The sequence below is a fragment of the Sphingomonas sp. PL-96 genome (genome assembly GCF_020707215.1).
In the GTDB taxonomy this organism is placed as follows: domain Bacteria; phylum Pseudomonadota; class Alphaproteobacteria; order Sphingomonadales; family Sphingomonadaceae; genus Sphingomonas.
Genome location: NZ_JAJFET010000001.1, coordinates 269,674 through 296,044, shown reverse-complemented (window position 1 = coordinate 296,044; position 26,371 = coordinate 269,674). Strand labels below are relative to the sequence as shown.

Here is a 26,371-nt window from a genome sequence, read left to right as displayed (position 1 = left end):
TGCCCCCTAAACGACGCCGCGTGCGCCCGTATCGACGCTGCCCGTTTTGTTGCTGCCCGCGTCTGGTGCCGGCGCCGCATCATTGCCGGGTGCCCCCTCGCCTGCGGCCGGCGCTGCCGCTTCGGGCGCCATGCGCACCACCAGCTTGCTGGGATCCCGCAGATCGAAGCGGGCATAGCCCTTGCCAAGCAGACCCATGGTGCCGTCCATCTGCGCGAACTTGACCAGCGCGTTCGCCGCCGCCTGCTCACCCTCGGGCAGCACCAGCGTCTCGCCCGACTGGAACAGCAGGTCCCAGCGGCGATTGCCGACCCAGGTCGCGGCCTTCACCATCGGGCGCAGCGCCGGTGCGGCAGCGATCAGCCGTTGATAGGCCGGCTCCTGCGCGTTCGCCCCCTCGCCGATCACCAGCGGCAGGCGCGGGATCGCGTGGGCGGGCACCTCGTCCAGCAGCACGCCCTTGTGGTCGATCAGCATCAGCTGGCCGTTGTTCTGCCAGACGGCTGCGGGATCGCGCTCGACCACGTCGATCACCAGCGTGTCGGGCAGCCGCCGCGAAACGCGCGCGTCCGCGATCCAGCCATATTCAAGCAGCCGGTCGCGGGTGCCGTTCAGGTCCACCAGCGGCATCGCGCGCGAACGCTGGTCCAGCGCCACCGCATAAACCGAGTTCGCGTCCATCCGCTTGAGGCCCGTCACCTCGATCTGCGCGACACGGAAGCCGAGACTCCCGACCCCCTCTGCCATGGCGGTGCCGACCAGCCCGAAGACGCCGAGCCAGCCGGCAAGTGCGATGGCGGCGCCGCCCACGGCCGCGGTGATGCCCCAGGCAGCGGCCTTGCGAACGGTCGCCTCGCCGCCGGGCATGCGGGCGACGGCATGATCGAGGATCGACGGGCGGCGCTGGCGCTTTGCCTGCGGGCGACGCTTGGGCTTCACCGTCCGCGCGGGCGCCGGGCGCCGGGAGCTGGCCCGGCTCATCGTGCGCCTCCGTGAGCGAGCGCCTCATCGACGATCCACTGCACCAGCTGCGGATAGGACATGCCCACCGCCCGCGCCTGCTCGGGTACCAGGCTGAGCGGGGTCATCCCCGGCTGGGTGTTGACCTCCAGCAGGAACAGGCCCTCGACGCCCTGGCTATCGTCCCAGCGGAAGTCGGAGCGCGAGGCGCCGCGGCAGCCGAGCCGCTGGTGGGCGGCGACCGCGATCGCCTTGCACGCCTCGGCGATCTCGTCCTGGATCTCGGCCGGGCAGACGTGCTCCGTCAGGCCCTCGGTGTACTTGGCGTCGAAGTCGTAGAAGCCGGACTTGGGGCGAAGCTCGGTCACGCCCAGCGCCCGGTCGCCCAGCACCGCCGTCGTGAGCTCCCGCCCACGGATGAACGGCTCGGCGAGCAACTCGTCGAACTCCTGCCAGGGGCCGGTCGCCTCGCGAGCGATGGGATTTCCATAGTTGCCTTCGTCCGTGACGATGGCGACGCCGACCGACGAGCCTTCGTTGACCGGTTTCAGCACGTACGGCCGCGGCAGCGGATCGCGCTCGAACAGCTCCTCGGTGGCGACGATGCGGCCGCCGGGCATCGGGATGCCGTGCGGGACCAGCGCCTGCTTGGTCAGTTGCTTGTCGATCGCGATCACCGAGGTGGCGAGGCCCGAGTGGGTATAGGGCAGCCCCATCAGGTCGAGCATGCCCTGCACCGTGCCGTCTTCACCCGGCGCGCCGTGGAGCGCGTTGAACACCACATCGGGCTTCACCTCCGCAAGGCGCAGCGCGACGTCGCGGTCCATGTCGATCCGGGTGACGCGGTGGCCGAACGATTCGAGCGCATCGGCAACGCCAGCCCCCGACATCAGCGATACCGGACGCTCGGAGGACCAGCCGCCCATCAGCACGGCGATGTGGAGGGTACGCTCGGTCACAGGATCACTCCACGGCTCATGGCCAACATCTTCATCGCTCCGCCCGCCCCACGCGCTGGATCTCCCATTCCAGCTCGACGCCGGAATGGGCCTTTACGCGCGCGCGCACTTCCTCGCCCAGCGCCTCGATCTCAGCGCTGCTGGCGGACCCCAGATTAAGGAGGAAGTTGCAGTGCTTTTCGCTGACCTGCGCGTCGCCGCGGCGCAGGCCCCGGCAGCCGGCAGCGTCGATCAGCGCCCAGGCCTTGTGCCCGTCCGGGTTCTTGAAGGTCGAGCCGCCGGTGCGGCTGCGCAGCGGCTGGGAGGCTTCGCGCTCAGCGGCGATGCGGTCCATCTCGGCGCCGATCGCGGCCGGGTCGCCCGGCGTGCCCGCGAACACCGCCTCGACCACCACGGCGCCTGCCGGCAGTTCGGAATGGCGATAGGTGTAGCCCAGCCGCTCGGCAGACCAGGTTTCGATCGCACCGGCGCGCGTGACGACGGTGGCCTCGACCAGGATGTCGCTGGTGTCGCGGCCATAAGCGCCGGCGTTCATGCGCGCCGCGCCGCCGATCGTACCGGGGATGCCGCGCAGGAACTCAAGGCCGGCGATGCCCGCGTCGCGCGCCGCCGAAGCGACGGTGATGCCCATCGCCCCGGCCCCTGCCCGCACGCGATTGCCGGGTTCGACGGACACGCGCGCCATCGCCTTGGGCAGGCGGACGACCACCCCCGGCACGCCGCCGTCGCGCACGATCAGGTTGGAGCCGACCCCGACCGGCAGCACCGGCACATGCGGATCAAGGTCGGCGAGCAGCCCCGCCAGCGCCTCGACCGTGTCGGGACGCACCAGCCATTCGGCCGGCCCGCCGGTCCGGAACCAGATGAAGTCTGCGAGCGAGCCGTTGGGCTCGACCTTGCCCGCGACCGGCGGCAACGCAGTGTCGAGGCGCGCGTCGCTCACTTGGTCCAGCCCCACAGGCGTGCCCAGGCCTGCCACACGCGCCACTGCGCATCGGCCACGCGACGGCCCGCGTCCTTCAGTTCTTCGGTGTCACGGTCGCCGTGCAGCAGGCGTCCGACCGCATCCACCTGCGCCTCATGCGCGCGAAAGATCTCGCGCTGCGCCTCGGACGCCCTGGAGAGCCAGTCGTTCATGCCGGCTGCTCCACCTTGAGCGCCGCGCCGATTGAGTCGGCAAGACCGGCGGCGGTCCTGGTGATGTCGCCCGCACCCAGGCAGACGATCAGGTCGCCCTCCCGCGCATCGGCGGCGAGCAGTTGCGCAAGCGTCGCGGCGTCGTCGACCGGCTGCGCGGAGCGATGCCCGCGGCGGCAGATGCCTTCGACCAGCGCCTCGCCGCTCACGCCCTCCACCGGCGCCTCGCCGGCGGCATAGACGGGCAGCGCATAGACGGCGTCGGCGTCGTTGAAGGCCTGTGCGAACTCATCCATCAGCGCGCCCAGCCGGGAATAGCGGTGCGGCTGGACGACCGCGATCACGCGCCCGGGCGAGGCTTCGCGCGCGGCCGACAGCACGGCGCGGATCTCGACCGGATGATGCGCGTAATCGTCGATGATCGTCATCGCCGGATCGGACACCGTGCCGACCTTGGTGAAGCGACGCTTCACACCCCCGAACGCACCAAAGCCGCTCGCGATGGTGGCGTCGTCGATCCCCATCTCGATCGCCACGGCGACCGCGGCGAGCGCGTTCTGGACATTGTGGCGGCCGGCCATCGGCAGGACGATGTCGGCGATGGTGCGCTGGCTGCCATCGCGCTCCCGCACCACCGCGTCGAAGCGGTTGCAGCCGTCCTTGGAGGCGATGTTGACGCCCTGCACGTCGGCCTGCGCCGCAAAGCCATAGGTGACGATACGGCGGTCGCGGACGCGCGGAATGATCGCCTGCACTTCCGGATGGTCGAGGCACAGGATCGCCGCGCCATAAAAGGGTACGTTCTCGACGAACTCGACATAGGCGTCCTTGGCCCGGTCGAACGAGCCATAATGGTCGAGGTGTTCGGGGTCGATGTTGGTGACGACCGCGATGGTGCCATCCAGCCGCAGGAAGCTGCCGTCGCTCTCGTCGGCCTCGACCACCATCCAGTCGCTGGCGCCCAGACGCGCGTTGGAGCCATAGGCGTTGATGATGCCGCCGTTGATGACGGTCGGGTCCACGCCGCCGGCATCGAGCAGCGCCGCGATCAGCGACGTGGTCGTGGTCTTGCCATGAGTGCCGGCAACCGCAACGGTCGACTTCAGCCGCATCAGCTCGGCCAGCATTTCCGCCCGACGTACCACCGGCACGCGCCGGGAAAGCGCTGCCTCCACTTCCGGGTTGCCGCGCTGGATCGCGGTGGAGGTGACCACCACCGCCGCATCGCCCAGGTTGGCGGCAACGTGGCCAATTGACACCGGGATGCCGCGGTCTCGCAGGCCCTGCACGACATAGCCCTCGGCCACGTCGGAACCCTGCACGCGATAGCCCAGGTTCTTCATCACCTCCGCGATGCCGGACATGCCGATGCCGCCGATGCCGACGAAGTGGATCGTTCCGATGTCGGTGGCGACGCCCTTCATGCCAGCGCCTCCCGCGCGGGCGCAGGCTTGGCCGAGCGGCTGGATGGGCGCGCCGGCGTCGCGTCGATGCTCTCGACCAGATCGGCGAGGTCGCGCACCGCATAGGGGCGGCCGCAGCTGCGCGCACGCCCGGCGGCATTCTCCAGCGCCTGCGGCTCGAGCCCCAGCTTCTGGATCTGCTTGGCGAGCTCGGTGGGCGTGAACGCGCTCTGCGCGACGGTGCGAGCACCGCCCGCCTGCGTGATCTCGCGTGCGTTCGCGGTCTGGTGATCGTCGGTGGCGCTGGGCAGCGGCACCAGGATCGCCGGGCGACCGGCGGCGGTGAGCTCTGCGATGGTGGAGGCGCCAGCGCGGGCGATCACGACATGGCTCCAGGCCAGCCGCTCGGGCAGGTCGGGCAGATAGGTCGCGATCTCGGCCGGAATGCCGTGCTCGGCATATTGGGCGCGCACGCGGTCGATGTCCTCGATCCGCGCCTGGTGCGTCACCTGCAGCCGGCGGCGGAAGTGGAGCGGCAGCAGCGCGAGGCCGTCGGGCACCACCTGGCTGAGGATGCTCGCGCCCTGGCTGCCGCCGGTCACGAGCACGCGGAACAGCCCGTCTTCCTCCGGCGTCGGGAACGGACGGTCGCGCAGCGCCAGCACGGACTCACGCACCGGATTGCCGACCAGATGCGTCTTGATCGCATGGGCGGGCTTCAACCGCTGCACGTCTTCGTACGAGGTGGCGATCGCGCCCACTCGCCCGGCGACCAGCCGGTTGACGCGGCCGAGCACGGCGTTCTGCTCGTGGATCACGGTCGGCACCTTGCGCGCGAAGGCCGCCAGCAGCGCGGGAAGCGCGGGATAACCGCCAAAGCCGATCACCGCCGACGGCTGAAACGTCTCGTACAGCGCCATCGCCATTGCGCGGCCGGCCAGCATCTGCCGCCCGGCGCGCAGCCAGCCCATCGGCCCGCCCTGCAGGCGGCCAGCGGGAAGGACATGGGTCTGCACATCCTCGAACAGGTCGGGAAAGCGCACGCCGCGCTCGTCGCTGACCAGTGCTACGCGATGGCCGCGCGCGGTCAGCTCCGTCGCAAGGGCGGCTGCGGGGACCATGTGGCCGCCCGTGCCGCCAGCTGCCAGGACATAATGTTTCGAACCGCGCATCAACCGTTCCACCGGGTACCGTAAGGGGATCGCGTCAGATACGGGTTCCGGCGCGTGAAAGCGAGCAGCAGTCCCATGCCGATCGACAGCGCGATCATCGACGAGCCGCCATAGCTGATGAACGGCAGGGTCATGCCCTTGGACGGCGCAATGCCGGTGTTCACCGCCATGTTGATCATGGCCTGCAGCCCGAACTGCACGGCAAGGCCTGCGGCCGCGAGCAGGCGAAAGGCATCTTCCTCGTCCAGCAGCCGCACGAACACGCGCACCACCAGCGCGAGGAACAGGAGCGCGATCGCGGCGCAGGCGATCAGCCCGAACTCCTCGCCCACCACGGCATAGATATAGTCGGTGTGCGCTTCCGGCAGCTTGAACTTGATGCGGCCGCCGCCCGGTCCCGTGCCGGTGATCCCGCCGGCGGTCAGCACCGCATGCGCCATATCGGTCTGATAGCTGTCGGTATGGACCGCATTGGGATCGGGAAACAGGAAGCTGTCGATGCGGATGCGGGCGGTGTCATAGAAGACATAAGCCGACACCACTCCGCCCACGCCGATCGCGCCGAGCAGCGCCATGATGCGCGTGGAAATGCCGGCGATCATCAGCAGCGTCAGCCACACCGAGCCGAAGATGATCGTTTGGCCGAAATCCGGTTGGAGCATCAGCACGGCGCCCACCACCGCGGTCAGCGCGCCAGTGATCGGCACGACGGGGAGGTGCGGGTCCTTCGCCCGGAACGACAGGATCCAGGCCGTGGTGACGATGAACAGCGGTTTCAGGAACTCGGACGGCTGGAACTGGCTGATGCCCAGACCGATCCAGCGCCGCGCGCCGTTGATCTCCACCCCGATCAGCGGCGTTGCCATCAAGAGCAGCAGGAACAGCGCTGCGCCGCCCAGCGCAAAGCGGCGCGCGGCGGTCGCGGGCAACATCGACACGCCGATCATCACCGGAAAGGACAGCACCACCCACAGCGCCTGCCGCCAGAAATAGGCCATGGTCGGAATTTTTACCGCGCTGCTTGAATAGCGCACCGCCGTGGCGGGGCTCGCCGCGGCGACGGCTACCAGGCCGAGCGCGATCAGCAGCATCGCGATCAGCAGCAGCACCCGGTCAATGTCGCGGAACCACAGGCCGATCGGCGAGCGGGTGCCGCGGCCGACGTGGCGCTGCACGCGCTCGCGGATCGGATCGGCCCGCAGGGAGTCGGCACGCGCAACATCGGTCATCGCAGGTCCTCCACCGCCCGCGCGAAGGCGCGGCCGCGCTCGGCATAGTCGCTGAACTGGTCGAACGAGGCACAGGCCGGCGACAGCAGCACCACCTCGCCCGGCTTGGCGCGGGCAGCGGCGGCGCGGACGGCGGCGTCGACCGTCCCGGCTTCCTCGACCGGCAACTCGGGCGCCAGAAGCTCGGCAAAGCGCGGGCCGGCCTCACCGATCGTATAGGCGCGCACGACATGGGCAAAGCCGGGACGGCAGGCGTCGAGGTCATCCCCCTTGGGCTTGCCGCCGAGGATCCAGTGGACGCGCGGGAAGGCGGCGAGCGCGGGCGCGACGGACTCCGGATTGGTCGCCTTGCTGTCGTCGATGAAGGCGACGCCGTTCACCTCCCCCACCCGCTGCATGCGGTGGGGCAGCCCCGAAAAGCTCGCGAGACCGGCGTCGATCGCGGCATTGTCGATGCCCAGCGCCTCGCATGCGGCGATCGCGGCGAGTGCGTTCTGGGCATTGTGCGGCCCCTGCAGCGACGGCCAGCGCGACTGGTCCATGCAAACGCCGGGTGCGATCTTGGTCAGGTCGGCGCTGCGGCCGGACTGCGCCACCTGGCGCGCGATCAGCGCCGAGGGCGTGTCACCGATCCCGATGACGGCGGCATGGCCGGACGTCTGCATCGCGAACAGCCGTGCCTTGGATGCGGCATAGGCGTCGAAGCCGTCGTAGCGGTCGAGGTGGTCGGGGGTGATGTTGAGCAGCACCGCCACGTCGCAGTCGAGCGTGGTGGTGAGGTCGATCTGGTAGCTCGACAGCTCGAGCACATAGACGCCGCCAGGGGGCAGCGGCTGCTGTTCCAGGATCGGCAGGCCGATGTTGCCGCCCATCAGGGTGGGCACACCGGCGGTCTGGATGATGTGGTGGATCAGCGCCGTCGTGGTCGACTTGCCGTTGGTGCCGGTGATGCCGACGACACGATGCGGCGGCAGGTCCGCGCGCGCTTGTGCGAACAGCTCGATGTCACCCAGCACCGGCACGCCGGCTTTGCGTGCGCGCTCGGCGATCGGATGGGTGTTGAGCGGCACGCCCGGCGAGACGACGACACCATCGAAGCCGGCGAGGTCGATCTCCAGCGGGTCGGCGAACGTCGCGCCCGTCACGGCATCACGGCGCGCGGGGTCGCTGTCCCAGGCCGTGACGTGTGCGCCGCCCGCGACCAGCGCGTTCACCGTGGCGATGCCGGAGCGTGCAAGCCCCAGCACCGCATAGCGCCTGCCGGACCAGCCGCCCGCGACGATCATCGCAGCTTCAACGTCGACAGGCCGGCCAGTGCCAGCACCAGCGCCACGATCCAGAAGCGGATCACCACCGTCGCCTCCGCCCAGCCGAGCTGTTCGAAATGATGGTGGATCGGCGCCATCTTGAACACCCGCTTGCCGGTGCGCTTGTAGAAGAACACCTGGATGATGACGCTCAGCGCCTCGACGACGAACAGCCCGCCGATGATGCCGAGCACGATCTCGTGATGCGCGGTGACGGCAATGGCGCCGAGCGCGCCGCCAAGCGCCAGGCTGCCGGTGTCGCCCATGAAGACGGCGGCCGGCGGCGCGTTGAACCACAGGAAGGCGAGCCCTGCCCCGGCAATCGCGCCGCACAGGAGTGCGAGTTCGCCCGCTCCCGCGACATAGGGGATGCCCAGATAGGCGGCGAACTTCGCGTTACCGGCCAGATAGGCGATCACCATGAAGGCGACCGAGGCGATGATGACCGGCATGGTCGCGAGGCCATCCAGACCGTCGGTCAGGTTCACCGCATTGCCGAACGACACGATCGTAAAGGCGGCGAAGACCACGTAGAACGGCCCCAGGTCGATCGCGACGTTGGAGAAGAAGGGCACGTAGAGCTGGGTGCCGGTTTCCCGGATGATCAGCCAGCTGGCGATGCCGGCGATCACGAATTCCAGCAGCAGGCGGACCCGGCCGGGCACGCCCGCGGTGCTCGCCTTGCGCACCTTGTCATAGTCGTCGAGGAACCCGATCGCGCCGAAGCCCAGGGTGACGAACAGGCAGGCCCAGACAAACGGGTTGCGCAGGTCCATCCACAACAGGATCGACAGCGTCATGGACGTCAGGATCATCAGGCCGCCCATGGTGGGCGTGCCGACCTTGGCGAGATGGGTCTGCGGCCCGTCGGTGCGGATCGGCTGCCCCTTGCCCTGGCGGACGCGCAGCCAACCGATGAACCAGGGGCCGATGATCAGGCCCAGGAACAGCGCCGTCGCGACGGCACCGCCGCTGCGGAAGCTCAGATAGCGAACGAGGTTGAGGACGCCCGGAAAGCCCAGCGCCTCGGCGATCAGATACAGCATCAGCCTCTTTCCGCCAGCGCCGCAACCACGGCCGCCAGCCCCACCCCATTCGAGCCCTTGACGAGAACCGCATCGCCCGGCGCGAGCAGCGCCCGGAGGCGGTCGCGCGCGGCGGCGGCGTCGGGCACATGGACGAATTCCATCCTGCCCTCAAGCGCTTCCGCGAGCGGCGCCATGCCTGCGCCCACCAATATGGCCTGGGAAACGCCCGCTTCGCCGAGCGGCCCGGCAAGCTCCGCGTGAAACCGGTCGCTCGCTTCGCCCAGCTCGCGCATTTCGCCGAGCACCGCGAGCTTGCGGCCCGGCTCCTCGGCCAGCACCTTGAGCGTCGCGCGCATCGAGGCAGGGTTGGCGTTGTAGCTCTCGTCGATCAGCAGCGCGCTGCCCTCGCCGGCCGCGATTTCGGTGCGGGCGCCGCGGCCCGGCAGGCCCGGCAGCTCGGCAAGCGCGAGCCCCGCCTGGGCGAGGTCGCCGCCCGCTGCATCCACCGCCGCGAGCACCGCCATCGCATTCGCGACCCAGTGCACGCCGGGGGGTGCGAGGGTGAAGCTCAGCTCCCGCTCGCCCAGCTGTGCGATGATGAAGGTGCCGCCGGTGCCGATCGCGACATGTTCGACCGCACGCACATCCGCGCCTTCGCCCAGGCCAAAGGTGACGATCCGGCCGGCATGCGGGCGAGCCGCGGCGATCAGGCGATCCAGATGCGGGCTGTCGAAGGGGATGATGGCGGTGCCGCCGGGCTCCAGGCCCTGGAAGATTTCGCCCTTGGCATCCGCGATCGCGGCTTCGGAGGGGAAGAAGGCGGTGTGCGCGGGGGCGATGGTGGTGACGACCGCGATGTGCGGGCGCACGATGCGGGTGAGCGCCGCCAGTTCGCCGGCGTGGTTCATCCCCATTTCGAACACGCCAAAACGAGTGGCGGCCGGCATGCGCGCGAGGCTCAGCGGCACGCCCGTGTGGTTGTTGTAGCTCTTGACCGAGCGGTGCGCGCTTCCGGCCGCGCCGCGGTCGAGCGCTGCGAACAGCGCCTCCTTGGTGCCGGTCTTGCCGACCGAGCCGGTGACGCCGATCACCGTCGCGTCCGTACGGGCGCGCGCGGCACGGGCGAGCGCCACGAGCCCGGCCATGGTGTCCTCCACGCGGACGCTCGGGTGCGGCGTCTCGGCCGAGACCAGCGCGCCGGCCGCGCCCCGCGCAAAGGCGCCGTCCAGGAAGCGGTGGCCGTCGGTCGCCTCGCCGCTCAGGGCGACGAACAGGTCATCGGCCCCCACTTCGCGCGAGTCGAAGGTGACGCCGTTCGCGGCAAAGTCGGTCGAGGCGGTGCCGCCGGTGGCAGCCGCGATCTCGGCTGAGGTCCACAAGGGTATCATGCCGTCCCCGCACACTCCCGTGCCACCGCGACATCGTCGAACGGCAGCACCAGATCCCCGACGATCTGCCCCTGTTCATGCCCCTTGCCGGCGAGCAGCACGATGTCCTCAGGTCCCGCCTCCGCGATGGCGGCGGCGATCGCGTCGCGGCGGCCGCCGATCTCGCGCGCGTCCGGAGCTCCTTCGAGCACCTGGCGGCGGATCAGCGCCGGATCCTCGCTGCGGGGATTGTCGTCAGTAACGATGACCAGGTCGGCACCAGCGGCGGCGGCCGCACCCATCGGCTTGCGCTTGCCCGTGTCGCGGTCGCCGCCAGCGCCGAACACGACGATCAGCCGGCCCGCGGCATGGGGCTTCAGCGCCGCAATCGCCGCCTCCAGCGCGTCGGGGGTGTGCGCATAATCGACATAGACCGGAGCACCGCTGCGGGTGATGACCGCGCGCTCCAGCCGGCCGCGAACCGGCTGCAGTCGCGACAGGCCGGCAAGCGTCGCCGTAAGCTCGCCGCCGGTCGCCAGCACCAGCCCGGCGGCGGTCAGCGCATTGGCGGCCTGGTAGGCGCCGATCAGCGGCAGGTTGACCTTGTGGACCGCCCCTTCCGCTTCGATCGTCAGCGCCTGTCCCAGCAGCGTCGGCTCGCGTGCCGTCAGGCGCAGCGTCTCGCCGTGCTCGCCAACCGTCAGCAGCCGGTTGCCCCGCATCCGCGCCAGGTCGATCACCCGGTCGGCATGGGGATCATCGACCCAGATCACCGCCGCGCCATCCGGCTCCAGCACTTCCGAGAAGAGCCGCAGCTTGGCGGTGAAATAGGTCGCCATGTCGCCATGATAGTCGAGATGGTCGCGGCTGAGGTTGGTGAAGGCGGCCGCACGCACCGGCAGGCCCTCGGTCCGATACTGCGACAGGCCGTGGCTCGACGCCTCGAACGCCACGTGAGTCACGCCCTCGCGCGCCAGCCCGGCGACGTTGGAGAGGAAGGTGACGACGTCGGGCGTGGTGAGCCCGGTCGAGACCCGGTCGTCGGCGGTGGTGACGCCCAGCGTCCCGATGGAGGCGGCATGATGCCCCTGCATCCGCCACAGCTGGCGGGTAAGCTCGACGGTCGAGGTCTTGCCGTTGGTGCCGGTGACCGCCACCGCCGTCTGCGGGAACGGCGCGAAAAAGGCCGTGGCGAGCCGGGCAAAGCGCTCGCGCGGGCTGCGATCCGCGATGTGCACCGCGCCCTCCACCACCGCTTCGGGCCGCGCGACGACGGCAATCGCGCCAGCGGCGATGGCGGCGGGAATGAAATCCTCGCCATTCACTGTCGCGCCTTCGAACGCGCCAAAGATGGTGCCGGGCGCGACCTTGCGATGGTCGATCGCGAAGCCGGTAACGGCCGCGCCGCCTTCGGTGCCGAGGAGTGTTCCCAACTTCATTCCGGCCCCGCACTCTTGTCCTGGCCAGCCGGGTGCCAGAGCAGCCCCCGCACCTCGGCCGTATCCACGTCCGCCCGCGCATCCGGGATCACGCCCAACAGCGGCCCGGTGCGGCTGATCACCCGCGACGCCACCGGTGCCGCCGTCCAGGCGGCGCTGGTGAAGCCATAGGTTTCCTTCGTCCCTTTAGGCGAGTCCAGCATTGCGATCACCACATAGCGTGGGTGGTCCATCGGAAAGACCGCCGCAAAGGTCGAGACGTTGACCTTCTTGGAATAGCCGCCGCCGCTGACGCGCTCGGCGGTGCCGGTCTTTGCCCCGACCCGGAAGCCCGGGGCCTCGCCACGCCGGCCGGTGCCTTCCAGCACCACCAGCCGCAGCAGCTGGCGCATGCGGGCGCTGGTCGCCTCGCTGAACACGCGGCGTCCCTTGGGTACATGGCCGCGCTCGCGCTTCAGCAGCGTCGCCGGGCGCCAGATGCCGCCGTTCACCATCGTCGCATAGGCGGTTGCGAGGTGCAGCGGCGTCACCGCGATGCCATGGCCATAGGCGGAGGTCATGGTCGTGGTGCGCGCCCAGAAGGTCGGCCAGATCGGGCGTGCCTTCTCGATCTCGATGCTGGGCGGCGTGTCGAACCCCAGGCTGCGAAACAGCGCCCGCATTCGCGCCTCGCCCATCTCGTCGGCGATGCGTGCCGTGGCGATGTTGGACGAATGGACCAGCGTCTCGGGGATATTGAGCCAGCGCCGCTCGGCGTGGTCGTCGTGGATACGGAAGCGGCCGACCTGCAAGGGCACGGTCGCGTCGTAGCGCTTGCTCATCGAGCTGGCGACGCCGGTCTCGATCGCGGCGGCGACCGTCAGTGGCTTGAAGGTCGAGCCGAGTTCGTAGACGCCCTGGGTCGGGATGTTGAGCTCGGACCCGCCGCTCGTCACCTTGTTGGGGTTGAAGGTCGGCAGCGAGGTCATCGCCATCACCTCGCCCGAGTCCACGTCCAGGATGACGCCCGCGGCGCCGACCGCCTGGAAGCGCGCCATCGCCTGGCTGAGTTCGCTCTCCAGCGCCGCCTGGACGCGCACGTCCAGCGACAGCGCCACCGGCTTCCCACGTTCGCCCGGATCGGTCAGGCGCGTGTCCAGGTAACGCTCCATGCCGCGCATGCCGCGACCATCCATGTCGAGATAGCCCAGCGCATGGGCGGCAAGTGTCGATTGCGGGTAGAGCCGCTCCGGCTCGCGCGCAAAGACGATGCCCGGCTCGCCAAGCGCATTCACCTGCCCCACCACCTCGGGCAGCGCGCGGCGGCGGAGATAGCGGAAGGTGGAATCACTCGCCAGGATGCGGCGGTAATAGGCCGCATCATGCTCGGGCAGGACGGCCGCGAGCTGTTCGGCGAGCATCGCCTTGTCGCCGATCACCTTGTTCGGCTGGACCGCGACCGACCAGGCATCGATGGTGCGCGCAAGCGGCGCGCCGTTGCGATCGACCAGGTCGGCGCGGAGCGGCACCAGCGCCGCCGCGGCATCGCGCGAAGAGGCCGGCGACGTCGAGATCGCCAGCGCACCGAGCCGCAGGAGGATCATCGCCATGCCCGCTGCAAACAGCAGCAACACGATCATCAGCCGCACATGCGCAATGGCGACCAGCGAATGCCGGCCGCCATCACCCTGGCGCTGAGTCATCGGGGGCGCGACGACGACGATCACCGGTTCTTCACCGCCTCCGACCGGGCACCGCGCGCGAGATCGCGCAGGGTGCGGTCGCTCAACAGCGTCTGGTCGAGCATCGCCACCGCCTGCGCCTTGCGTTCGGCCGGGCGGGTCGGGCGGGCCTTGACCGTGGTGGCGTCCGCGGTGCGGACCGGCGCAGCCATGGGCTTGCGCGGTGCCGGTGCCTTGCTGGCGACCGCGACCGGCGCGGCAGCCGTCGGCTTGCGGGGTGCGGCCGCAGCAGGCGCGGCGCTGGCGGTCGCGACCGGCGCACGGGCGGTCACCGCTTCGGCCGCAACCGCCTTTGCGGCAGCCGCATCGGCCTCTGCCTTTGCCATGGCGGCGGCGGTCAGCACCACCGGGGCGCTGGGCACCACATAGGAGGCGAACTGGACATCCTCGCCGGGCTTGCGCCCCGGCAGCTGCGCCAGCATCGCCTCGCCGCCGACGAACTGCTCCGCGCGCGGCGCCGCGAGCGAGAGGACGTCACCGTTCCAGCGCTCAAGCTGGGCGAGGTTGGCGCGGGTGTCGAACTCCGTCTCCAGCACGCGGATGTCGGCGCGAGCCTTCACGATCGCGCGCTCCACCGATTCGACCCGGCTGCGCTCGGCGGCCACCTGCGAGGTGACGAGGTAGAAGGCGGGCGCCACGACCGCGACGCACAGGCACCAGCCGAGTGTCTTGAACCCGAACGCTGCCATCACTTCACTCCTGCCTCTGTCCATGCCGCGGCGGCCGTACGCCGGGCGGTTCGCAATGTTGCCGATCGTGCGCGCGGGTTGCGCGCGAGCTCCGCCTCGCCGGCGCGCACCGGCTTGGCAGGGGTTTCGAAGCTGGGCGCGCGGCCCGCCGCCTGGGCAGGCATGTGCCGCGATGCCGAAGGCGTGCTGCCGCTGCGCTCGCGCAGGAAGCGCTTGACGATGCGATCCTCCAGGCTGTGGAAGGTCACGACCGCAAGGCGACCGCCCGGCTTCAGCACGCGCTCTGCCGCTTCCAGCCCGCGCTCGAGCTCGTCGAGCTCCGCGTTCAGGTGGATGCGCAGCGCCTGGAAGGTGCGGGTCGCCGGGTCCTTCTTCTCGTGCGGCTTGTGGCCGAGCGCGCGGCGCACGATCGCCGCCAGCTCCGCCGTGCGGGTGATCGGCCGCGCCTCGACGATCGCGCGCGCCACCCGGCGCGAGCGCGGCTCCTCGCCATAGTGATAGAGCACGTCGGCGATCTCGGCTTCGTCCGCGGTGTTGACGATGTCGGCAGCAGTGGGCCCCGACTGGCTCATCCGCATGTCGAGCGGGCCGTCCGCCTGGAACGAGAAGCCGCGCTCCGCCTGGTCGAGCTGCATGGAGGAGACGCCGATGTCCAACGTCACGCCGTCGACCGGCACGGCGCCCAGATCCGCCAGCGCCGAGGCCATCGAGGAGAACGGTGCCTCGACCAGCGTCAGCCGCTCGCCCGCCTCGGCAAGGGTCGGCGCCGCATTGGCCACCGCATCGGGATCGCGATCGAACGCGATCACTCGGGCGCCCCGGCCGAGCATGGCACGCGTGTAGCCGCCGGCACCGAAGGTGGCATCGACGTGGACTTCACCGGTCTCGATCGCGAGGCCGTCGAGCACCTCGTCCAGCAGCACGGGGATGTGGGGGGCGTCGCTCATCGCAGCCCCTTCTCTTCCATGCAGAACTCGACGAGCTCGCGCGTTTCCTCGGCGATGCTCGTGTCGGCCAGCAGACGTTCGGGATCCCAGATGTTGAACGTGTTGCCGCGGCCGTGGAAGAACGCCCATTTGTCGATCTTGGCACGGCGGCGAAAGAAGGTGGGCAGCACGAAGCGGCCGGCGCTGTCGAACGGCGCCGATTCCAGGTTGCCGAACGCATTGCCCGCCACGTTATAGTCCACCTGCTCCCCGCTATCTTCGGTCGCCAGCTCGCGCGGGTCGAGGCGCGCGTGCAGGATGCGGGGCCAGCTGACGTCGAACCCGACCAGACAGCCGTGCTGCGTGTCGCGCGCGATCAGGAGATCGCGTGCCTCCGCATTGCGCTCCAGCGCGCCGCGCAGCTTGGCAGGAACAGCGACACGCCCTTTGGCGTCCACCGCTTGCAGCCCGTAGCTCAGATAGAGTTCTCGGTCTGACACGCTGCCCCAGTTCGGCCGCGCAGCGTCGCCTTCCCCGCTGTCCTCACGATGCTGGCGCTTGCCAGTCGCGCTTCGGCTTCGCGGAGGAGGTGCTGCCCCCTCGATGCCTTGGTCGTACCAAATCCATCTTTGGCCCACAATGGGCTAACCTGGGTGAGAATGGGATTTGCCGCCACTTTTTCTCACACTGCCTGATACGGTCCCACCCAGGCAGCCAAAAACTGCCCGCGAGCGAGCGGCGGGATCGTGGGAGGAGATGGGAGAAGCCGCCGGAAAAGGCGTGCACGCGCAAGCCGCGCGCCCCTCGCCGGGACGCGTCGGTATCACCGGTCGGTCAGAAGCCTGCCGCTCAGGGCTGCAACGAAGCCGGGGGCTCCATCGGCGCGAGCTTGGCGGGCGGTGCGATGCTGTTGGTGGCGGCCGGCGCGATACCGAGTTCCGCCAGCGGCTCGCGGCCGGCGTCGGCCGTGCTCACGCCTTCGTCGGCACCGGTCATGTTGGCGACCGTTTCCACATTGGGAACGCCTACCGCGACGACTGGCGCATCGTTGCGCGCGGAGCTGACCAGCGCACTGGCGAGCAGGATGAGGATCAGCACGACGGCAAGGCCGGTCATGCCGACCCGCACGCGCTGCATCGCGCTCATCTGTTCACTGGCACCCGGCATGCTTGTGGAAGAACTACGCGAATCGTCCGCCACTGTCGACCTTTGGCGTCAGGCCGCAGCGGCGGTCGCCGGCACCAGCCCCTTCGCCGCCAGCCACTCCGGATTGTAGAGAGTGGAGAGGTAGCGAAAGCCGGTATCGCACAGGATGGTCACGACGCGGCTGCCCGCGCCGAGCTGCCGCGCAAGCCGCACCGCGCCCGCGACGTTGATGCCCGACGACAGCCCGACGCAGATTCCCTCCTCGTCCAGCAGGCGGCGGACCCATTCATAGCCCTCCGCGTCCGAAATCCGGAACTGGGTGTCGATCGGCGCGCCCTCCAGATTGGCGGTGATCCGCCCCTGGCCGATGCCCTCCGCGACCGAGCTTCCCTCCGACTTGAGCTCGCCACAGGCATAATATTCGTAGAGCGCCGCACCATGCGGATCGCTGAGCGCGATGGTGATGTTGGGATCACGCTCCTTGAGCGCCAGGCCGACGCCCGCCAGCGTCCCCCCCGTCCCGGCCGCGCAGGTAAAGCCGTCGATCCGCCCGTCCATCTGCTCCCAGATCTCAGGCGCGGTGCCGGTGATGTGCGCGCGGCGGTTGGCGATGTTGTCGAACTGGTTCGCCCAGATCGCGTTCGGGGTCTCCTCGGCGATGCGGCGCGAGGTGTGCACAAAGTGTCCGGGGTTCGAATAGGGCGCCGCCGGCACCAGCACGAGCTCGGCACCCAGCGCGCGCAGCGTGTCCATCTTCTCGCGGCTCTGCGTCTCCGGCATCACGATGATGGTGCGATACCCCTTTGCGTTGGCAACCAGCGCCAGTCCGATGCCGGTGTTGCCGGCCGTCCCCTCGACAATGGTGCCGCCGGGCGCGATCAGCCCGCGCGCCTCCGCATCCTCGATGATCGACAGCGCCGCGCGATCCTTCACCGAGGCACCGGGGTTCGCAAACTCGCACTTGCCATAGATTTCGGCGCCCGCGGCCTCGCTTGGACCTTTCAACAAGACGAGCGGAGTGTTGCCGATCAGGGCGAGCGAATGGGGAGCGGTGTGCATGGCCGCTACATGGGTCGTCCCCGCAGCGGGCACAAGCAAGCGATGCTAGGGACCGCCCAACCGCCGATGACGCCAAATTTGTTTTCCGGTTCGCATTAGGGCCCCGAACGCAATAGGGCGCGCCCCGGATACCAGAGGAATTAACGCATGAAGCTGTCGCACTCCCTCGCCGCGCTGGTCGCGTGCGCGCCTGCCGCCGCCGCGGCGCAAGAGGCCGCGCCGCCAACCAACGAGGTGGTGGTCACCGGCCGCGGGCTGGAAACCCCGGCAGAGGCGACCGTCGCGGTGGTGGAGATCGACCGCGCGCGCATCCTGTCGGAGGCGAGCCACCGGCTGGAGACGCTGCTCACCGACGTTGCCGGGCTGCAGCAGTTCCGCCGCGCCGACTCGCGCTCCTCGCATCCGACCGCGCAGGGGCTGTCCCTGCGCGGCATCGGCGGCAATGCGTCGAGCCGCGCGCTGCTGATCCTCGACGGCGTGCCGCAGTCCGATCCGTTCGGCGGGTGGGTGACCTTCCCCGCCTATGCGACCGACCGGCTGGGGCGCATCCGGGTGACTCGCGGCGGCGGCAGCGGCTTCTGGGGCCCGGGCGCACTCGCCGGCACGGTGGAACTGGAGAGCGCGACCCCCGACCAGCTCTCCCCACTCACCGGCAGCATTGCCTATGGCAGTCGCGATTCGGTGGAAGCGAACGGCTCGGCCACACTGGTGCGCGGCAGCGGCTTTGCGACGGTGTCCGGCGCCTACGCACGCGGCGATGGCTTTGTGCCGACCATCGCGGAAGACCGCGGCCCCGCCGACCGCGCGGCGCCCTATGAACAGGCGTCCGGCGCAATCCGCGCCGGCATCGGCATCGCCCCCGACACCGAGGTGCAGGTCAACGTCAGCGCCTTTTCCGACCAACGCGAGCGTGGCACCGCCTTCACCGAGAACAGCGGCGAGGGTGCGGACGCCAGCGTGCGGCTGGTGGGGCGTGGCCGCTGGGGCTGGTCGGCGCTCGGCTATGTCCAGACCCGCGCCTTCTCCAGCAGCTTTGCGAGCGTGGATGCGACCCGCACCACCGCCACCCAGTCGCTCGACCAGTATAACGTCCCCGCCACCGGCCTGGGCGCGCGGTTCGAGGTCGCGCCTCCAGTCGGCGCCGGATTGTCGCTGCGGCTGGGCGGCGACGTGCGCGCGGTGGAGGGCAAGACGCAGGAACGCTACACCTTTGTCGACGGCAGCCCGACGCGGCGGCGCGAGACCGGCGGCCGTACCCAGACGATGGGGCTGTTCGCGGACGGATCGGCGCAGTTGGGAGAACTCACCCTGTCGCTCGCCGGGCGCATCGACTGGTGGCGGATCGAGAATGGCCGGATCGAGGAACGCGCGCTGGCGGATGGCGCGGCGCTGACCGACACCGACTTCGCCGACCGCGACGGGAGCGAGGCGACCGGCCGCGCCGGCATCGCCTGGCAGGCGAGCGACGCCATTGCCGTGCGGGCCGCCGCCTACCGTGGCTGGCGCCTGCCCACGTTGAACGAGCTGTACCGCCCGTACCGGGTGGGAGCCGACGCGACCGCCGCCAATCCGGAGCTGGCTCCCGAGCGGCTGACCGGCGCGGAAGGGGGGATCACCCTCACCCCGCTGCCGGGCATGCAGCTGTCGGGCACCTTCTTCTGGAACCGCCTGGAGGATGCGATCGCCAATGTGACGGAAGGGCAAGGCCCCGGCACCTTCCCCGGCGTGGGCTTCGTCTCGGCCGCGGGCACCTATCGCGTGCGGCGCAACCTCGACGCGATCGAATCCAAGGGGTTCGAGCTGGACGCCTCCTACCGCCCCGGTCCGATCGGCGCGCGCGTCTCCTGGTCCCACACCGACCCGCGCGTCGAGGCCTCGGGTGCCGCCGCCGCGCTCGACGGGCTGCGGCCGGCGCAGACCCCGCGCGACCTGGTGTCGGCGACGGTGGACTGGCGGCAGGGCGACTGGGGCGCCGCGCTGACTCTGCGCCACGCCGCCCGCCAGTTCGAGGACGACGCCAACGAGGACGCGCTGGCGCCCGCGACCACGGTGGACGCCTTCTTTGCAGCGCCGATCAAGGCGGGCTTCTCGGTCGAACTGCGCGGCGAGAACCTGTTCAACGAGCGCGTCGAGACGGGCATCAGCGGTGCCGATATCATCGAACGCGCGTCGCCGCGGACACTGTGGCTGGGGCTGCGCTACCGGGGCTAACCGCGGCGCGCACCAGCAGCCCCGGGTGCAAGGGCACGCGCCCAGGCTCGCGTGCGCCCCTCCCGCTCGCGTGGTCTGTCGGAAGCAAAGCCTTTGCAGGAGCTTTTGTCGGGCTCCTGCCGCGGAAGGAGCCCGCCGCCACGAGTTCTGCACGCCGTTGGTCTGCGTGGGCTGGATCGCTGCCTGCGCGCAGATGCGGAGCGCTTCGACGGGGTCGTCCTGCCGCGGGCGAAGGTTCCGCAACGCCAGCGGATGCAGAAGAGAGGCTCGCGAGAGCGGGCGAAGCGCCGCCCCACGCGCCGCAACGTCAGCGAGGCCCCTGCGCAAGACGCGTCGGCTCTCTCAAAAGCTGCCCCATTCCTGCGCACGCGTGGATCCGGCGCCATGCAGAACCGCGGCTCGCGCGTAACGCCCTGACCCCGTCTGCCCTGGAGTAGGAGAAAGGCCGTTTGCAGTCGTCAGACTGCAAACGGAGCACGGCAGAAGATACTTGCCGTTCGCTCGGGGGTAGCAGAATGGCAGCTCAGCATGCCGCTCCGTGTTTCAGCACGGGCAGGCGCTCAGGCGCGCGCGCGGCCCTGTCCGCCAGGTATCCGTACAGGCGCCGGAGGTTCGATGGCGCGATGCGCCGGGGCGCCGCCTGGCCCGGAGCCCGGCGGGCGTCAGAATTCCGCACATTCCTGCGGCTTGTCACGAATGTGTCGGAGTTGGCGACTGTCGGCTCCGCGGTGCTGGTCTTCAGGCTGCAGTGGTCGCCGGAGTTCGTGGCGGCGGCGAACCGGACGCGAGCCGGCCACGGATTGCACCTCCGTGCGGCGCTCCTTGCGATCTGCTTCCTGGTCTCGCTTGGTACTGGACGGCAGCCGGCGGGGCGCAAGCTGGAGAAATCTTCCGGATTGGCCCCTCTGCCGGTCGTCGGCGCTCCGGAGCTTGCACCATGCGCATCGCCTGTTGCGAGGTCATCGGGGCGATGCGCCGAAAGATCGCGCCCCGTCCGACAGGCTGCCCGGCACCGCTTTGCGGTCTCCCCAACCGCAAAGCGCCCGCGCGGGGATTCCGCGCGGGCGCCTTTCGCTCGCTTTCTGGTCCGGGTCGCCGGATCAGAAGTCGTTGCGGTACTGCTCGTTGCCGACGAACCCAAGCTTGGTCACGTTGGACCGCTTGATGATCGCGAGAACGCCGTCCACCACCTCGTAGCGGGCGGCGGCGTCGGGCTGGAAGTGCAGTTCCGGCTCCGGCGACATCGCCGCGGTCTGATCGAGGTACTGACGCAGCGTCACCTCGTCGACGGTGGCACCGTTCCAGGTGACCACGCCGTCGGCCGAGATCGCGACCTTGTTCTTTTCCGAATCGACCACGTTCTGGTTGTTCGGATCCGGCTGGGGCAGATCCACCTTCACCGCATGCGTCTGGATCGGGATAGTGATGATGAACATGATGAGGAGCACGAGCAGGACGTCGATCAACGGCGTCGTGTTCATTTCCATCATCGGCTCGCCGTCATCGCGGCCGCCACTCATTGCCATGTGAGACTACTCCTCGATTACGCCGGCATCAGAGACGGGGGCTGGCGCCCGGCTCCGGCTCCGAGATGAAGCCGACCTTGGCAAAGCCCGCCGACTGCATCGTGTAGATGGTGCCGCCGATGCAGCGATACGGCGTGTTCACGTCCCCACGGATGTGCACCTCGGGAAGCTCGACGCCCGGAGCGTTCGGGCCACCCTGGCGCGCAACTTCGTCTTCCAGCTTCTTCACGGCGCGCTCGCGCAGTTCGCCGCTGCTGACCGGAGTGAGGTTCCAGTAGACCTGGCACTCGCTGCCGGTGCCGCGGATGGAAAGCGACACATTCTCCGGCTTGGTCGTCGTCGGCTCGAACTCCACCTTCGGGAGCTGCAGTTCGACCGACTGGACCACCACCGGCACCGCGATCAGAAAGATGATCAGAAGCACCAGCATCACGTCCACGAGCGGCGTGGTATTGATGTCCGAAAGCGGCTTTTCGTCGGATCCGGCGCCGCCAACACTCATCGCCATAAGGCTATCCTATTCTCGTTTTCGTCACGTGATCCGCCGGGCCAACCGGCCCGGCGGGCAGGTGTCGTTTTTACGAACGGGGCGGCACGCCACCGGTCTGGCCGGCGGTGGTGGTGCCCGTCACCGGCTTGGTCGCAGTCACGGCCGGCTTGGAAGCAACGGTGCCCTTGCCGGCGAGCGCCGGACGGACGGCGCCGTTCGAAGCCAGGAAGCCCAGCACGTCGTTCGAGAAGGCCGACAGGTCCTCTGCGATCGACTTGTTGCGGCGCTGCAGCCAGTTGTAGGCGAGCACGGCGGGAACCGCGACGACCAGACCGATGGCGGTCATGATCAGCGCTTCACCGACCGGGCCGGCGACGTCGCCGATGGCGGCCTGACCGGCAGCACCGATCTTCACCAGTGCGCGGTAGATGCCGACCACGGTGCCGAACAGACCGACGAACGGCGAGGTCGCGCCGACGGTCGCGAGGAACGCGAGGCCCGCACCGAGCTTCGAGTTGATCGCGGCTTCCGAACGCGCCAGCGAGCCGTGCAGCCAGTCATGCGCTTCGACCGGGTCGGTCAGCTTGGCGTGCTGCTCCTGAGCGGCGAGGCCGTCGTCGACGATCTGACGATAGGCCGAGTTCTTGTCGAGCTTGGCGGCGCCTTCGCGCAGCGAGTTCGACTGCCAGAACGACGCACGGACGCGCTTCGCCTGGTTGATGATCTTCTGCTGCTCGAACAGCTTGGTGAAGAGGATGTAGAACGAGCCGACCGACATGATGACCAGGATCGCGAGCACGGTCCAGGCGATGGCACCGCCCTGCTGCAGCGCTTCCCAGAAGCCGAAGTTCGGAGCGCCGGCAGGAGCCCCGGCAGCAAAGATGTTGGTGAGCATTGTGAGATGTATCCCTTACAGAAGCATGCGCGAATGGTTCTAAGGTGCCCGGCGCCGCGGCGCCGGGCCTTGGTCGATTATTGGTCTTCGAGCTTCCAGGTCACGCTGAGCGGATAGGACGAGGCGACCGGATTGCCCGCTGCGTCCTGTGCCGGCGTGAACCGCACACGGCTCTTGGAGATCCGGCACGTCGTCTGGTCCAGCGCGGAGTTTCCGCTCGAGGAGGTGACGACGCAATCGGTCACTCGGCCATCGGTGCCCACGGTCAGCTTCGCGCTGACCCGACCTTCGGCGCCCTCGCGAACGGCCGACGGCGGATATGCATCACGACCGAAGAACTGGCCCGGATTGCCCTTCAGGCCCGCCTTCTTGCTGATCGCAGGCGGAGCCGGCGGCGCAGGCGGAGCCGGCGGCGCGGGCGGCGCTGCGACCGGGACCGGATTGTAGGTCGGCGGCGGGGTCGTCACCGACTGGATGACCACCGGCGGCGGCGTCTGCACGCGCACGATCGGCGGCGGCGTCACCACCGGCGGCGGCGACTGCGGCGGCTGATCCGGCGGCGGCGGTGGCGGCGGCGGAACTTCCTCAGGCGGGGGCGGCGGCTCGACGATGTCGAACGTATCCAGGTCCTCCACCTGCTTCTTCACGTACTTGTACGCGAGACCAGAGATAAATGCGTACCCAATGAGCACGTGCAGCAACGCCACGACGGCGATTGCAACGATGCGCCCAGGACCCGCTTTTTGATCAGCATAGGCCATTCAGCAACAAAACTCCTTTAGCCTCACCGAATGATGCGGAGCGCGTTCGCAACCGCGACCTTGCATCCGCACCATCGCCGTAGCGCTGCTGGGAACACCGCCGATTCTCTATCGTGGCACTTTCCGGGACGCAAACGCTTTGTCGCACGCAACAAAAGTGCAACATCCCCTACCGGCGCCAGTCTCTTGAATCGGTCTAGGTCGATGCTGCAAGATCGCGTAGATGCTGGCAACCATGTTTCGACTTTCTTCACTCTCCGCATGCGCAGCACTGGCGCTTGCCACCCCCGCCTCCTTTCCCGCGCTTGCGCAGCAGAATGCGGCCGCAGCGCAGGATAGCGCGCCCTATGCCGAGGTCGCGGATCTGGTGCTCCAGGCACCGCTGGTGATCGACGTGACGGTCCGCAGCGCCGCCCGGATCAAGGGTCAAGAGGCCGCTGGAGTCGCCGCCAATGCCGCACGCTTCTACGTCGAGGCGGACGTCGGCGCGCTGATCCGCGGATCGGGCGCGATGCCCGCCCGAATCGGCTATCTCGTTGACGTGCCCCTGGATTTTCGCGGCCGCGCGCCGAATCTGAAGAAGGCCCGCGTGCTGATCTTTGCGCGCCCGGTCGCAGGGCGTCCCGACCAGGTGCAGCTCGTCCAGCTCGACGCCCAGCGCAGCTGGAGCCCGGCGCTCGACCAGCGCGTGCGCGGTGTCGTGCGGGAGGTTCTCGACCCGGCTGCCCCCCCGGCGATTACTGGGATCGGCAACGCATTCCACGTCGTCGGCACGCTGCCCGGCGAGGGCGAGACCCAGATCTTCCTGAAGACCGAAACCGGCGACCCGGTGTCGCTGCTGGTTCTGCGCCGCCCGAATCAGCCGCAGCGCTGGGCCGTCTCGTTCGGCGACATCGTCAACGAGGATGCAGGCCCGCCCCAGCCCGATACGCTGGGCTGGTATCGACTCGCATGCGGGCTTCCGCGCCGCTTGCCGGCGTCGGCGCTGGAGACGCAGGAGGGCGACAATGCGCGACTCGCGTCCGAGGACTACCAGTTCGTGCTGCGCGCGCTGGGCCCCTGTCGGACCGCACCCGCCCCAGCCTTCTGATCCGAAAGCTCCCGCGGCGGCGCTCAGGCGCCGTTGCGGGCCAGGTTCACGAAATCGCGTTCGAACCGGCGCAGGTTCGCGCCCCCGTCGACGAACAGCAGCTGGCCGGTGGTGGCGCGCGCATGCGCCAGATACAGTACCGCATCCGCAATGTCGTCCGGCTCCGGCAGGCAGGCGAGCGGCATCAGCCCGGCGAGTCGCTCCACCTGCTGTGCCGAATAGTCCGAGGTCGGCATCGTCAGCCCGGGCGCGACGCCGTTGACGCGGACCTTGGGCGCAAGGGCAAAGGCGAGCGTTCGCGTGATCTCCGCCAGCGCCTGTTTTGACACCGAATAGGCCAGCTGATCCGCCGGCGGCTGCACGACGCGCTGGTCCAGGATGTTGACCACGCTCGCGCCGTCCTGCCCGGCCTGGCCAGCGACCGCCGCCGCCAACGCGAAAGGCGCGGCTGCGTTCACCGCAAAGTGCCGGGTCAGCGCGTCCATGCTCGGCATCGCGGCATCGTCCGCGCGGAAACAGGACGCATTGTTGACCAGCAGCGCGATCGGACGGCCGAAGTGGCGGGTGACCGCCGGCACCAGCGCCTCGACCGCTTGCGCGTCCGAGAGCTCGGCCACGAAGCGCCGCCAGGGCGCGCCCGCGGCTTCCAGTCGCGCCAGCAGATCCGCCTCCGGCTCTCCGTCGCCGCTTGCGTGGAGCGCGAGCGCATAGCCCGCCTCCCCCAGCCGGGCCGCGATCTGCGCACCCAGCCGCCGGCAGCTGCCGGTCACCAGCGCGAGCGGGCGATCCGCGGCAGCCGCGCTCACGGACGGTAACGGACCAGCCGGATCCCGATCGACTCGCCTGCCTCGGCAATGGCGAGCTTGACGATCACCACTTCCACCCGCTGCACGCGCGGGTCCGAGATGAACAAGGTGCGTGCAATATGGTCCGCAACCCCTTCGATCAGCGTGAAATGCACGCCCTGGGGCAGCGCTTCGCTGGCGGCATGCTTCAGGTCGAGATAGCTTTTGGAGGCCGACAGCGGCGTGTCGGGCGCGAAATGCTCGGGGCAGTCCAGGTCCACCGTCATGGAGATGCGCAGCGGCTGCGGCAGGTGCGTCTCCTCCGAATAGACGCCGGTCAGCACCTGCACTTCGAAGTCATGTACCTGCAGTTGAAGAAGGTCGCGCACCGGTTGGGGTTCCTTATGGTTCGCCGCCGTCCCTAGCAGATGGACGCTCGATCGAAAGCCGCTGGCGCAGGCGCGCCTGCGATTCAGCTTTGCGTCCGCAGGCGCGGGAGCTAAAGGCGCGCGCCCGCCAGTCCGCCGGGCAGGAGTTGTCCGTTCCCGTGACCTATGTCGTGCCGCTTGCCCAGATCGCCCCGGACCAGGTCGAGGCGCTGCTCGATCGCGCCTTTGGCCCTGGTCGGCACGCGCGCACCGCCTATCGCGTGCGCATCGGCACCCAGGCGCTTGCCGATCTCAGCTTTGCGGCACTCGACGACGACGGCGGGCTGCTCGGCTCCATCCAGTGCTGGCCGGTGGCGCTTGCCTGCGACGCAGGCGATCGGGTGGCGATGGTGATGGTGGGGCCCGTGGCGGTGGAGCCGGCGGTGCAGCAGGGCGGCATCGGCCGCATGCTGATGCGCCACATGCTCGATGCCGCAGATCGCGGTGCCGACTCGCTGCCGCTGATGCTGATCGGCGATCCGGAATATTACGGACGCTTCTTTGGCTTCGATGCGGCGAAGACCAGCGGATGGCGCCTCCCCGGGCCGTTCGAGGCGCATCGGTTGCTGGCGCGCGGCTCGGCCGTGCCCGACTGCGCAGGTGTGCTCCAGGCGCGACCGCTGCCTGGCTGAACGTCGTACGG

At 69.5% G+C, this 26,371-nt stretch carries 26 protein-coding genes; 3 read left to right on the top strand and 23 right to left on the bottom strand.

The features are described from left to right. Nucleotides 1-6: 6 nt before the first annotated feature. The 17 genes from LK533_RS01310 to LK533_RS01230 all read right to left on the bottom strand — a co-directional run bounded on the left by LK533_RS01310 (nucleotide 7) and on the right by LK533_RS01230 (nucleotide 17,542). Complete coding sequence (locus LK533_RS01310) at nucleotides 7-981, bottom strand: cell division protein FtsQ/DivIB (RefSeq protein ID WP_229360866.1); 975 nt, start codon at nucleotides 979-981, stop codon at nucleotides 7-9. Beyond that, entirely contained in the window at nucleotides 978-1,919 is a 942-nt protein-coding gene (locus LK533_RS01305) for a D-alanine--D-alanine ligase (protein WP_229360864.1), read from the bottom strand. Before LK533_RS01305 ends, LK533_RS01310 begins: the two co-directional genes overlap by 4 nt. 31 nt (nucleotides 1,920-1,950) lie before the next feature. Further along, a complete protein-coding gene (gene murB, locus LK533_RS01300) occupies nucleotides 1,951-2,862 on the bottom strand; it encodes a UDP-N-acetylmuramate dehydrogenase (RefSeq protein ID WP_229360863.1) in 912 nt (303 codons plus the stop codon). Beyond that, a complete protein-coding gene (locus LK533_RS01295; protein ID WP_229360861.1) occupies nucleotides 2,859-3,056 on the bottom strand; it encodes a hypothetical protein in 198 nt (65 codons plus the stop codon). The genes murB and LK533_RS01295 overlap by 4 nt, the downstream gene beginning before the upstream one ends. Then, nucleotides 3,053-4,480, bottom strand: a complete 1,428-nt coding sequence (gene murC / locus LK533_RS01290; RefSeq protein WP_229360860.1) for a UDP-N-acetylmuramate--L-alanine ligase — start codon at nucleotides 4,478-4,480, stop codon at nucleotides 3,053-3,055. The genes LK533_RS01295 and murC overlap by 4 nt, the downstream gene beginning before the upstream one ends. Beyond that, nucleotides 4,477-5,631 carry an undecaprenyldiphospho-muramoylpentapeptide beta-N-acetylglucosaminyltransferase gene (gene murG, locus LK533_RS01285; RefSeq protein WP_229360858.1) on the bottom strand — a complete coding sequence of 385 codons (1,155 nt, stop codon included), beginning with the start codon at nucleotides 5,629-5,631 and terminating at the stop codon, nucleotides 4,477-4,479. Before murG ends, murC begins: the two co-directional genes overlap by 4 nt. After that, a complete protein-coding gene (locus LK533_RS01280; protein ID WP_229360856.1) occupies nucleotides 5,631-6,860 on the bottom strand; it encodes an FtsW/RodA/SpoVE family cell cycle protein in 1,230 nt (409 codons plus the stop codon). Before LK533_RS01280 ends, murG begins: the two co-directional genes overlap by 1 nt. Continuing rightward, nucleotides 6,857-8,146, bottom strand: a complete 1,290-nt coding sequence (gene murD / locus LK533_RS01275) for a UDP-N-acetylmuramoyl-L-alanine--D-glutamate ligase (protein ID WP_229360854.1) — start codon at nucleotides 8,144-8,146, stop codon at nucleotides 6,857-6,859. Before murD ends, LK533_RS01280 begins: the two co-directional genes overlap by 4 nt. Next, the gene (mraY, locus tag LK533_RS01270) at nucleotides 8,143-9,213 is read right to left on the bottom strand and encodes a phospho-N-acetylmuramoyl-pentapeptide-transferase (protein ID WP_229360853.1); all 1,071 of its coding nucleotides are present in this window, start codon (nucleotides 9,211-9,213) and stop codon (nucleotides 8,143-8,145) included. Before mraY ends, murD begins: the two co-directional genes overlap by 4 nt. Next, nucleotides 9,213-10,583 (bottom strand): UDP-N-acetylmuramoyl-tripeptide--D-alanyl-D-alanine ligase, encoded by a 1,371-nt coding sequence (locus tag LK533_RS01265; protein WP_229360851.1) that lies wholly within the window; start codon nucleotides 10,581-10,583, stop codon nucleotides 9,213-9,215. The genes mraY and LK533_RS01265 overlap by 1 nt, the downstream gene beginning before the upstream one ends. After that, a complete protein-coding gene (locus LK533_RS01260; RefSeq protein WP_229360848.1) occupies nucleotides 10,580-12,001 on the bottom strand; it encodes a UDP-N-acetylmuramoyl-L-alanyl-D-glutamate--2,6-diaminopimelate ligase in 1,422 nt (473 codons plus the stop codon). Before LK533_RS01260 ends, LK533_RS01265 begins: the two co-directional genes overlap by 4 nt. Then, nucleotides 11,998-13,683, bottom strand: a complete 1,686-nt coding sequence (locus LK533_RS01255) for a peptidoglycan D,D-transpeptidase FtsI family protein (protein ID WP_267495141.1) — start codon at nucleotides 13,681-13,683, stop codon at nucleotides 11,998-12,000. Before LK533_RS01255 ends, LK533_RS01260 begins: the two co-directional genes overlap by 4 nt. A gap of 20 nt (nucleotides 13,684-13,703) precedes the next feature. Then, nucleotides 13,704-14,411, bottom strand: coding sequence for a hypothetical protein (locus LK533_RS01250; protein WP_229360844.1), 708 nt, complete (start codon nucleotides 14,409-14,411; stop codon nucleotides 13,704-13,706). Further along, nucleotides 14,411-15,358: a 16S rRNA (cytosine(1402)-N(4))-methyltransferase RsmH gene (rsmH, locus tag LK533_RS01245; protein WP_229360842.1), complete on the bottom strand. Its 948-nt coding sequence runs from the start codon at nucleotides 15,356-15,358 to the stop codon at nucleotides 14,411-14,413. The genes LK533_RS01250 and rsmH overlap by 1 nt, the downstream gene beginning before the upstream one ends. Next, nucleotides 15,355-15,837: a division/cell wall cluster transcriptional repressor MraZ gene (locus tag LK533_RS17895; RefSeq protein ID WP_229360836.1), complete on the bottom strand. Its 483-nt coding sequence runs from the start codon at nucleotides 15,835-15,837 to the stop codon at nucleotides 15,355-15,357. The genes rsmH and LK533_RS17895 overlap by 4 nt, the downstream gene beginning before the upstream one ends. A gap of 349 nt (nucleotides 15,838-16,186) precedes the next feature. After that, the gene (locus LK533_RS01235) at nucleotides 16,187-16,504 is read right to left on the bottom strand and encodes a hypothetical protein (RefSeq protein WP_229360834.1); all 318 of its coding nucleotides are present in this window, start codon (nucleotides 16,502-16,504) and stop codon (nucleotides 16,187-16,189) included. A 48-nt stretch (nucleotides 16,505-16,552) separates the two neighbouring features. Next, nucleotides 16,553-17,542 carry a cysteine synthase A gene (locus LK533_RS01230; RefSeq protein WP_229360832.1) on the bottom strand — a complete coding sequence of 330 codons (990 nt, stop codon included), beginning with the start codon at nucleotides 17,540-17,542 and terminating at the stop codon, nucleotides 16,553-16,555. Between the two features lie 147 nt (nucleotides 17,543-17,689). Between LK533_RS01230 and LK533_RS01225 the strand changes: the two genes are divergently transcribed. Continuing rightward, complete coding sequence (locus tag LK533_RS01225; RefSeq protein WP_229360830.1) at nucleotides 17,690-19,753, top strand: TonB-dependent receptor; 2,064 nt, start codon at nucleotides 17,690-17,692, stop codon at nucleotides 19,751-19,753. A 1,100-nt stretch (nucleotides 19,754-20,853) separates the two neighbouring features. On the opposite strand, the gene LK533_RS01220 is transcribed toward LK533_RS01225, so the two are convergent. The 4 genes from LK533_RS01220 to LK533_RS01205 form a co-directional block, all read right to left on the bottom strand. Beyond that, nucleotides 20,854-21,279, bottom strand: a complete 426-nt coding sequence (locus LK533_RS01220) for an ExbD/TolR family protein (protein WP_229360829.1) — start codon at nucleotides 21,277-21,279, stop codon at nucleotides 20,854-20,856. 28 nt (nucleotides 21,280-21,307) lie between these two features. Then, nucleotides 21,308-21,787 (bottom strand): ExbD/TolR family protein, encoded by a 480-nt coding sequence (locus LK533_RS01215; RefSeq protein WP_229360827.1) that lies wholly within the window; start codon nucleotides 21,785-21,787, stop codon nucleotides 21,308-21,310. Nucleotides 21,788-21,857: 70 nt separating this feature from the next. Continuing rightward, complete coding sequence (locus LK533_RS01210; RefSeq protein ID WP_229360825.1) at nucleotides 21,858-22,664, bottom strand: MotA/TolQ/ExbB proton channel family protein; 807 nt, start codon at nucleotides 22,662-22,664, stop codon at nucleotides 21,858-21,860. 77 nt (nucleotides 22,665-22,741) lie between these two features. Continuing rightward, nucleotides 22,742-23,425, bottom strand: coding sequence for an energy transducer TonB (locus LK533_RS01205; protein WP_229360824.1), 684 nt, complete (start codon nucleotides 23,423-23,425; stop codon nucleotides 22,742-22,744). A gap of 223 nt (nucleotides 23,426-23,648) precedes the next feature. Here LK533_RS01205 and LK533_RS01200 point away from each other — a divergent pair, with 223 nt between their 5' ends. Beyond that, nucleotides 23,649-24,515, top strand: coding sequence for a hypothetical protein (locus LK533_RS01200; protein ID WP_229360823.1), 867 nt, complete (start codon nucleotides 23,649-23,651; stop codon nucleotides 24,513-24,515). A 23-nt stretch (nucleotides 24,516-24,538) separates the two neighbouring features. Here the strand turns inward: LK533_RS01200 and LK533_RS01195 are convergent, their stop codons facing one another. Continuing rightward, a complete protein-coding gene (locus LK533_RS01195) occupies nucleotides 24,539-25,321 on the bottom strand; it encodes an SDR family oxidoreductase (RefSeq protein ID WP_229360821.1) in 783 nt (260 codons plus the stop codon). Next, nucleotides 25,318-25,689 carry a dihydroneopterin aldolase gene (locus LK533_RS01190; protein ID WP_229360820.1) on the bottom strand — a complete coding sequence of 124 codons (372 nt, stop codon included), beginning with the start codon at nucleotides 25,687-25,689 and terminating at the stop codon, nucleotides 25,318-25,320. Before LK533_RS01190 ends, LK533_RS01195 begins: the two co-directional genes overlap by 4 nt. A 158-nt stretch (nucleotides 25,690-25,847) precedes the next feature. On the opposite strand from LK533_RS01190, the gene LK533_RS01185 reads away from it, so the two are divergent. Continuing rightward, nucleotides 25,848-26,360: a GNAT family N-acetyltransferase gene (locus tag LK533_RS01185; RefSeq protein WP_229360818.1), complete on the top strand. Its 513-nt coding sequence runs from the start codon at nucleotides 25,848-25,850 to the stop codon at nucleotides 26,358-26,360. The last annotated feature ends 11 nt before the right edge of the window (nucleotides 26,361-26,371 follow it).

Bases quoted from the DNA above. Each gene is read 5' to 3' on its own strand.
- LK533_RS01310 (WP_229360866.1), bottom strand. From the start codon at position 981: ATGAGCCGGGCCAGCTCCCGGCGCCCGGCGCCCGCGCGGACGGTGAAG.
- LK533_RS01295 (WP_229360861.1), bottom strand. From the start codon at position 3,056: ATGAACGACTGGCTCTCCAGGGCGTCCGAGGCGCAGCGCGAGATCTTT.
- murC (WP_229360860.1), bottom strand. From the start codon at position 4,480: ATGAAGGGCGTCGCCACCGACATCGGAACGATCCACTTCGTCGGCATC.
- murG (WP_229360858.1), bottom strand. From the start codon at position 5,631: ATGCGCGGTTCGAAACATTATGTCCTGGCAGCTGGCGGCACGGGCGGC.
- LK533_RS01280 (WP_229360856.1), bottom strand. From the start codon at position 6,860: ATGACCGATGTTGCGCGTGCCGACTCCCTGCGGGCCGATCCGATCCGC.
- murD (WP_229360854.1), bottom strand. From the start codon at position 8,146: ATGATCGTCGCGGGCGGCTGGTCCGGCAGGCGCTATGCGGTGCTGGGG.
- mraY (WP_229360853.1), bottom strand. From the start codon at position 9,213: ATGCTGTATCTGATCGCCGAGGCGCTGGGCTTTCCGGGCGTCCTCAAC.
- LK533_RS01265 (WP_229360851.1), bottom strand. From the start codon at position 10,583: ATGATACCCTTGTGGACCTCAGCCGAGATCGCGGCTGCCACCGGCGGC.
- LK533_RS01260 (WP_229360848.1), bottom strand. From the start codon at position 12,001: ATGAAGTTGGGAACACTCCTCGGCACCGAAGGCGGCGCGGCCGTTACC.
- LK533_RS01255 (WP_267495141.1), bottom strand. From the start codon at position 13,683: ATGACTCAGCGCCAGGGTGATGGCGGCCGGCATTCGCTGGTCGCCATT.
- LK533_RS01250 (WP_229360844.1), bottom strand. From the start codon at position 14,411: ATGGCAGCGTTCGGGTTCAAGACACTCGGCTGGTGCCTGTGCGTCGCG.
- rsmH (WP_229360842.1), bottom strand. From the start codon at position 15,358: ATGAGCGACGCCCCCCACATCCCCGTGCTGCTGGACGAGGTGCTCGAC.
- LK533_RS01235 (WP_229360834.1), bottom strand. From the start codon at position 16,504: ATGCCGGGTGCCAGTGAACAGATGAGCGCGATGCAGCGCGTGCGGGTC.
- LK533_RS01230 (WP_229360832.1), bottom strand. From the start codon at position 17,542: ATGCACACCGCTCCCCATTCGCTCGCCCTGATCGGCAACACTCCGCTC.
- LK533_RS01225 (WP_229360830.1), top strand. From the start codon at position 17,690: ATGAAGCTGTCGCACTCCCTCGCCGCGCTGGTCGCGTGCGCGCCTGCC.
- LK533_RS01220 (WP_229360829.1), bottom strand. From the start codon at position 21,279: ATGGCAATGAGTGGCGGCCGCGATGACGGCGAGCCGATGATGGAAATG.
- LK533_RS01215 (WP_229360827.1), bottom strand. From the start codon at position 21,787: ATGGCGATGAGTGTTGGCGGCGCCGGATCCGACGAAAAGCCGCTTTCG.
- LK533_RS01210 (WP_229360825.1), bottom strand. From the start codon at position 22,664: ATGCTCACCAACATCTTTGCTGCCGGGGCTCCTGCCGGCGCTCCGAAC.
- LK533_RS01205 (WP_229360824.1), bottom strand. From the start codon at position 23,425: ATGGCCTATGCTGATCAAAAAGCGGGTCCTGGGCGCATCGTTGCAATC.
- LK533_RS01200 (WP_229360823.1), top strand. From the start codon at position 23,649: ATGCTGGCAACCATGTTTCGACTTTCTTCACTCTCCGCATGCGCAGCA.